This is a genomic window from Synechococcus sp. W60.3 (assembly GCF_047502615.1).
GTDB lineage: Bacteria > Cyanobacteriota > Cyanobacteriia > Thermostichales > Thermostichaceae > Thermostichus.
In genome coordinates this window covers 149,265-155,386 of record NZ_JANSHJ010000002.1, presented here as the reverse complement: position 1 = coordinate 155,386, position 6,122 = coordinate 149,265, and the positions used below count along the sequence as shown (strand labels likewise).

Below are 6,122 nucleotides of genomic sequence, written 5' to 3'. Positions count from 1 at the left end.
GCAGAACCTTGGGGCTTTGCCTTCAGGAACTGTCTAGAGGCGCTTTGACAACGCCTTTGCGACGACCGTGTAAGAATCCCCCGCCTTCAGGCCGGGGAGGATGTCAATTGGTTAAGTCGTCAACCCAGGGATCCCATTGCCCCAAGGTGGTTGGCCAGCGCCCCCAGGCTGGCATAGACACCCTGGAGAGAGGCAAGGGCTTGATCCCAAAGGGTGTGGGTCAGCGACCACCTGTCCAACCCCATGGCACCGCACAACAGCAGCAAGTAGAGGTTGGCAAAGGTGAAGAGGGAGGTTGCCCGCTCCCGGCTGTGCGGCTCCTGGAGCAACTGCACCGCCTTCCAAATTAGAAGGGATCCCAGCAGGGTCGCCGCGCTCAAGTAAAAGGATCCCAGCACGTGCAAAGGGTAAACCAGCAGTAGACTGACCGGCACCAGCAACAGGGCGTAGAGAAGAATCTGGGCGGCAGTCGGCCTTTCTCCGGCCACCACCGGCAGCATCGGCACCCCGGCGCGGGCATAGTCTTCTCGCTTTAAAATCGCTAGGGCCCAGAAGTGGGGCGGGGTCCACAAAAAGATGAGGGCAAACATCACCCAAGCAGCCCAGCTCAGCTCGCCCGTAGCCGCTGCCCAGCCCACTAAAGGGGGGATCGCCCCCGCTGCTCCGCCGATGACGATGTTCTGGGGGCTGGAACGCTTCAGCCAGTGGGTATAGACCCCTACATACACCAGGATCCCCGCCATGGCCAAGCTGGCAGCCAGCAAATTGGTAAAACAGGCCAGCAAGCCAAAGGACATCACAGCCAGGATCCCGGCAAACCTCAGGGCATGGCGTGCCCGAATGCGGCCAGAAGGCAAAGGACGATGGCGGGTTCGCTCCATCATCCGATCAATATCGGCGTCGTACACCATGTTGATGACATTGGCTGCTGCCGCCGCCATCCCCCCCCCCAAGAGGGTGACGCCAAACTTGAAAGGATCCGTATTGCCCGCCATCCACATGGCTCCAGCCGTGGTCATCAGCAAGAGGGCGATGATCTTCGGCTTCACCAACTGGCTATAGCTGCGCAAAACCTGCGCAAGACTTTGGTGATGGCCAAAAGGGATCCCTGTCACCGTGTTCTGACAAGGATCTGGACGGTAGGTTTGAAGGATATCTGCCATGGAACTACTTGCCGTTGATTTCTGCGGCCGCGGCTACCCTCCGAGGGCTCCGGGGAGAGCTTCCTTCCTCCTGGCTTTCAAGGCTGTTGCTCGTACGCCAGGCCAGCACCGTAAAGCCCAGCAAGCACCCCAGCAAAGCTGCCCCAATCATCTGGTGGGCTACCGTCAAGGGCTCCACCTGCAGCCGGTAGCGATAGGTAAGAACGCCAACCCCTACTTGCGCCAGCAAAAGGCCCACCGAACCATGGCCCAGCAGCTTGAGAATCCGCGGGAGCTGCCGGCGTCGCCAACTTGTGGCCACCGCCACCACCAACACCGCCAGTGTGGCCGGAGCCACCCCCAGCAAGTGACCGTTCATCACCCCGCACAGCTCGCCAGCAGCTAAGCACTGGTGCAACGCCCATTGGGAAGCCACCAAAGCTCCGAGAAGGCTCTGGACGTACACCAGCAGCACTGCCCCCAAGCCGAGCCAGGGCAAGTAGCCAACAGAAGCTCTCCCCTCCTCCGAAGGAGCGACGCTTGGCAGGGCCAGCAATCCCAAGGTGAGCAGCGTGGCAAAAAACAGCAGGCCCGTGCCCAGGTGAGCCGTCACAATGTCAAAGCGCAACAGCTCCGTTACCGTCAGCCCGCCCAGGATCCCTTGGGCCACGACCAAGACAAAAGCCCAGCTCAGGCCCCAGGGCAGCCAAGCGGGCAAGGCCTTGCGCTTCAGCCAGGCAAACCCCGTTAGCAGCAGGGTGGCCAAGCCCACCCCAGCAGCCACCAGGCGGTGAAACCACTCCAGAAACACCTGCAGGTTCATCTGCTCAGTGGGGACAAGCTCTCCATAGCAGAGGGGCCAATCTGGACAGGATAAGCCAGCATTCATGACTCGAGTGGCACTGCCCAGTCCCATCAACAGCCAAGTGGCCGCTGCTAAACCCAGCAAGGCTTGCCCCATGCGCAGGGAAAGCTCCCTAGACGGCAAGGGATGAGCGTGAGATTGGGAAATCGAAGAGTCCATCGCCGTTGAAAAAGTTATTGCAAGTCAATCCAAGCTCGGAATAATCTGCATAAAAAATAATAAAAATAATCGAGATCGATACTTAAGCTATCCATTTCAGTTAGCGAACTTAATTCAATAGGTCTTTGAGGTCTAACTGGCTCAGCATCTAGCTATAGGCAGACAAGGAGACTGACTCCCCTGTAACGGATCCTAAATGCAGACTTGCGGCTGGCGAAGGCTTTTTAAGAATTTCTTTGTGCTGAGCCACGCCTCCTCTGCATGCATCGTTCATCTTCCAGAAGCTCTGTCGATCCTGCCAATCAAGCCGCTCCCCTCTACCAATTCCCAGCGATGAAGATTCTGAAGAGATCCCTAAGCCTGGGCAATCCTCTCCAGCTCCCGTGACCTAAATGGATATGAAGGATGGGTGTGGCCCGCTTCGGCTCTGTTCGCAGAACAGATTTTGTCTAGGGCGGGCGTGCCTTGCATTTGCAGTGGGGAAGAGCAGTCGTGAGTGCGCTCAGTAACATCATTTTGGTGGGTATTGGGGTTCTGCTGACCCTGGCCAGCCTCTGGTATGGCCAGAATCACCATCTGCTTCCCGAAGCAGCGGCCAACTCGGCTCCTCTGTTCGATAGCCTCTTCAACAGCACGATCACCATCGCCACGGGGATCTTTTTGGTGGTGGAGGGGGTGCTTCTCTACTGTGCCATCCGTTACCGCAAGCGGCGGGGCGACCGTGGGGATGGGGATCCCAACCACGGCAACGTGCTGCTGGAGATCGTCTGGACAGCGGTGCCAGCAGTGATCATCCTCTGGCTGGGCCTGGCCAGCCTCGATGTCTATCAGGCGGTGTATGGGGGCGCCGATGTGGGCGGTCACATCCACACGGCCATGGCGATGGAGCCCTCCCAAGACTCAGCAGCAGGGGATCCGGACTATGCCTACACTCCCGCGCTGCTGCCCGGAAAGGAGATGGGCCAGCCGGAGCTGGTTGTCCAAGTTCAGGGCATGCAATATGCTTGGGTATTCACTTATCCGGAGTCGGGTTTGGTGGCTGGCGAGCTGCACCTTCCTCTTAACAAGCGGGTGCGCCTTAATATGACGGCTCTGGATGTCAACCACGCCTTCTGGGTGCCGCAATTTCGCCTCAAGCAAGATCTCATTCCGGGCCGAGAAACCCACTTGGAGTTTGTGCCCACGCAGTTGGGAACTTACCCCATCGTCTGCGCCGAGTTGTGTGGCCCTTACCATGGGGTGATGGCCGGGCAACTAATTGTGGAGACGCCGGAAGAGTTCGAGCGCTGGCAGCAGGAGCAAGTTTTGGCCGCCGGTGGAGAGGGTGGCGCCCTTGCCCTGGCGGCGGACTCGCCGTCACTGCCTCTCCAGCACGGGCATCGTCTGGAATTTTCTCCGTCGGAGTCTGCCTTTGTCCAAGTTCACCGGCAACGTTTGGGCCTCTCGCCGGCTGAGCTGGCCTCTCTCCAACTCCCCCTTGACGCACATTCTGGTGACGCCAGTAGGAGCTTCTTGCCATGACCCAGCTACAGGACAATCCCACCCTTGCCGCTGCCCCCAAAGCCAGCCTGGATCCTCCCGCCGAGCCTTGGTGGCGCTTTTTTACCTTCTCCACCGATCACAAGGTCATTGGGATCCAGTATTTGGTGACCACCTTTTTCTTCTACTTGGTGGGGGGAGCGCTGGCCACAGCGGTACGGGCGGAGCTGGCTACCCCAGAGGCGGACTTTCTCGGCTTTGAGCGCTACAACGGGGCCTTTACCCTGCACGCCACGATCATGATCTTTTTGTGGATCGTGCCGGCTTTGATGGGGGGCTTTGGCAACTACCTGGTGCCGCTGATGATCGGGGCGCGGGACATGGCCTTTCCCAAGCTGAACGCCGTCGCCTTTTGGCTGGTTCCACCCAGTGGCCTTTTGCTGCTGGCCAGCTTGTTTATCGAGGCCCCCTCAGCTGGCTGGACCTCGTATCCGCCGCTGAGCCTCATCAGTGGCAAGGTGGGAGAAGAGCTCTGGATCTTGAGCATTTTGCTGGCCGGAACCTCTTCGATCCTGGGGGCCGTGAACTTCATCACCACCATCCTCAAGATGCGCCTGCCCGGCATGAAGATGGAGGATATGCCCTTGTTCTGCTGGGCGATGCTGGCCGCTTCCATCATCACGCTGATTGCAACGCCGGTTCTGGCGGGGGCGCTGATCCTGCTCAGCTTTGACCTGTTGGCGGGCACGGCTTTCTTCAACCCCAGCGGCGGCGGGGATCCGGTGGTGTACCAGCACATGTTCTGGTTTTACTCCCACCCGGCGGTGTACATCATGGTTTTGCCGGTGTTCGGCATGATCTCGGAGATCTTGCCGGTGCACGCCCGCAAGCCCATCTTTGCCTACAAAGCCATTGCCTACTCCAGCTTGGCCATCTGTTTTTTGGGCTTGATTGTCTGGGTTCACCACATGTTTACCAGCGGCACTCCCGACTGGATGCGGGTGTTTTTCATGATCGCCACCATGGCCATTGCCGTTCCCACCGGGATCAAGGTGTTTAGCTGGCTGGCGACTCTCTGGGGCGGCAAGATCCACTTCCGCTCGGCCATGTTGTTTGGCATGGGCTTTATCTCCATGTTCGTCATCGGCGGCTTGAGCGGGATCATCCTTGCTTCGGTGCCATTGGATATCCACGTCCACGACACCTACTTTGTGGTGGCCCACCTACACTACGTGTTGTTTGGCGGCAGCGTCTTTGGCATCTATGCCGGCCTCTACCACTGGTTCCCCAAGATGACCGGGCGGCTGCTGAACGAGTTCTGGGGGCGGGTGCATTTTGTGTTGACCTTTGTCGGCTTCAACATGTGCTTTTTGCCGATGCACAAGCTGGGCCTGATGGGCATGCCCCGCCGCGTGGCCCAGTACGACCCGCAATTTGCCGACCTCAACTGGATTAGCTCCGTGGGGGCTTTTGTTCTAGCCATTTCCACGCTGCCCTTCTTGGTGAACGCCATCTACTCCTGGGTGGCCGGGCCCAAGGCCGGCGACAACCCCTGGCAGGCTCTAACCCTGGAGTGGGCGACTTCTTCCCCGCCGCCTGCCCACAACTTCTACGGGGATCCCATTCTGCTGACCGGCCCCTACGACTACGGCCTGCACAGCAAGGAGACTTTGGATTACTTTGCCGCCCAGTTGCAGAGCTTGCGGGAGCTGGCGTTGGCGGAAGCAGAGCCTACGACTTCTTCTTAGCAGGGGGTCTCCATCTTCTACTCACCGGGCATTCCAGTCTTGATCCCGGCTGGGCTGGCCACACGGTCTCAGGAATTCTAAGGTTCGATTGGTTTATTTTTTGAGTGGAGAAGAATATGCAAGGATCCCTTGCTGCTGATGCCTTGATAGCCGGCCACACTCAGGCCCACACCGCTCACGCTGAGCACCCAGATCATCGCATTTTTGGTCTGCTGATGTTCTTGGTGGCGGAAGGCTGCTTATTCTTGGGCCTGTTCATGGCCTACTTGGCTTACAGCCTCACGGCCCCCGTCTGGCCGCCGGAAGGGACGCCGGAGCGGGAATTGCTCTTGCCTGGGATCAACACGGCGATTTTGCTCGCCAGCAGCTTGGTTATCCACCAGGCCAAGCCCGCCATCCAGGCCAATAACGTCAAGGGGCTACGGCTGTGGTTTGCCCTCACTGCCCTGATGGGTGCGATTTTCTTGGCCGGGCAGCTCTACGAGTACAGCCACCTGGAGTTTGGCCTTACCACCAACTTGTTTGCCAGCACCTTCTATGTCTTGACCGGGTTTCACGGGCTACATGTGGCGGCGGGGCTGCTGTTTATTTTGGCGGTGCTTTGGCGATCCCTGAAGCCGGGTCACTACAGCGCCCAACACTACTTTGGCGTCGAGGCTGCTGAGATCTACTGGCACTTTGTGGATGGGGTTTGGATTGTGCTGTTTATCCTGCTCTACCTACTCTGAG

The 6,122-nt window shown here is 58.8% G+C and carries 5 protein-coding genes; 3 read left to right on the top strand and 2 right to left on the bottom strand.

The features are described 5' to 3' along the window. Nucleotides 1-119: 119 nt before the first annotated feature. Nucleotides 120-1,115 carry a heme o synthase gene (locus tag NW846_RS01565; protein ID WP_011430360.1) on the bottom strand — a complete coding sequence of 332 codons (996 nt, stop codon included), beginning with the start codon at nucleotides 1,113-1,115 and terminating at the stop codon, nucleotides 120-122. A 52-nt stretch (nucleotides 1,116-1,167) separates the two neighbouring features. Next, nucleotides 1,168-2,103, bottom strand: coding sequence for a COX15/CtaA family protein (locus NW846_RS01560; protein WP_011430359.1), 936 nt, complete (start codon nucleotides 2,101-2,103; stop codon nucleotides 1,168-1,170). A gap of 555 nt (nucleotides 2,104-2,658) precedes the next feature. Between NW846_RS01560 and NW846_RS01555 the strand changes: the two genes are divergently transcribed. The 3 genes from NW846_RS01555 to NW846_RS01545 all read left to right on the top strand — a co-directional run bounded on the left by NW846_RS01555 (nucleotide 2,659) and on the right by NW846_RS01545 (nucleotide 6,121). Next, nucleotides 2,659-3,687 (top strand): cytochrome c oxidase subunit II, encoded by a 1,029-nt coding sequence (locus NW846_RS01555; protein WP_011430358.1) that lies wholly within the window; start codon nucleotides 2,659-2,661, stop codon nucleotides 3,685-3,687. Further along, a complete protein-coding gene (ctaD, locus tag NW846_RS01550; protein ID WP_414388584.1) occupies nucleotides 3,684-5,393 on the top strand; it encodes a cytochrome c oxidase subunit I in 1,710 nt (569 codons plus the stop codon). The genes NW846_RS01555 and ctaD overlap by 4 nt, the downstream gene beginning before the upstream one ends. A 116-nt stretch (nucleotides 5,394-5,509) precedes the next feature. Beyond that, complete coding sequence (locus tag NW846_RS01545) at nucleotides 5,510-6,121, top strand: heme-copper oxidase subunit III (protein ID WP_011430356.1); 612 nt, start codon at nucleotides 5,510-5,512, stop codon at nucleotides 6,119-6,121. Nucleotide 6,122 lies beyond the last annotated feature (1 nt).

Excerpts from the sequence above, each read along its gene's own strand:
- ctaD (WP_414388584.1), top strand. The coding sequence starts at position 3,684 with ATGACCCAGCTACAGGACAATCCCACCCTTGCCGCTGCCCCCAAAGCC.
- NW846_RS01545 (WP_011430356.1), top strand. The coding sequence starts at position 5,510 with ATGCAAGGATCCCTTGCTGCTGATGCCTTGATAGCCGGCCACACTCAG.
- NW846_RS01560 (WP_011430359.1), bottom strand. The coding sequence starts at position 2,103 with ATGGGGCAAGCCTTGCTGGGTTTAGCAGCGGCCACTTGGCTGTTGATG.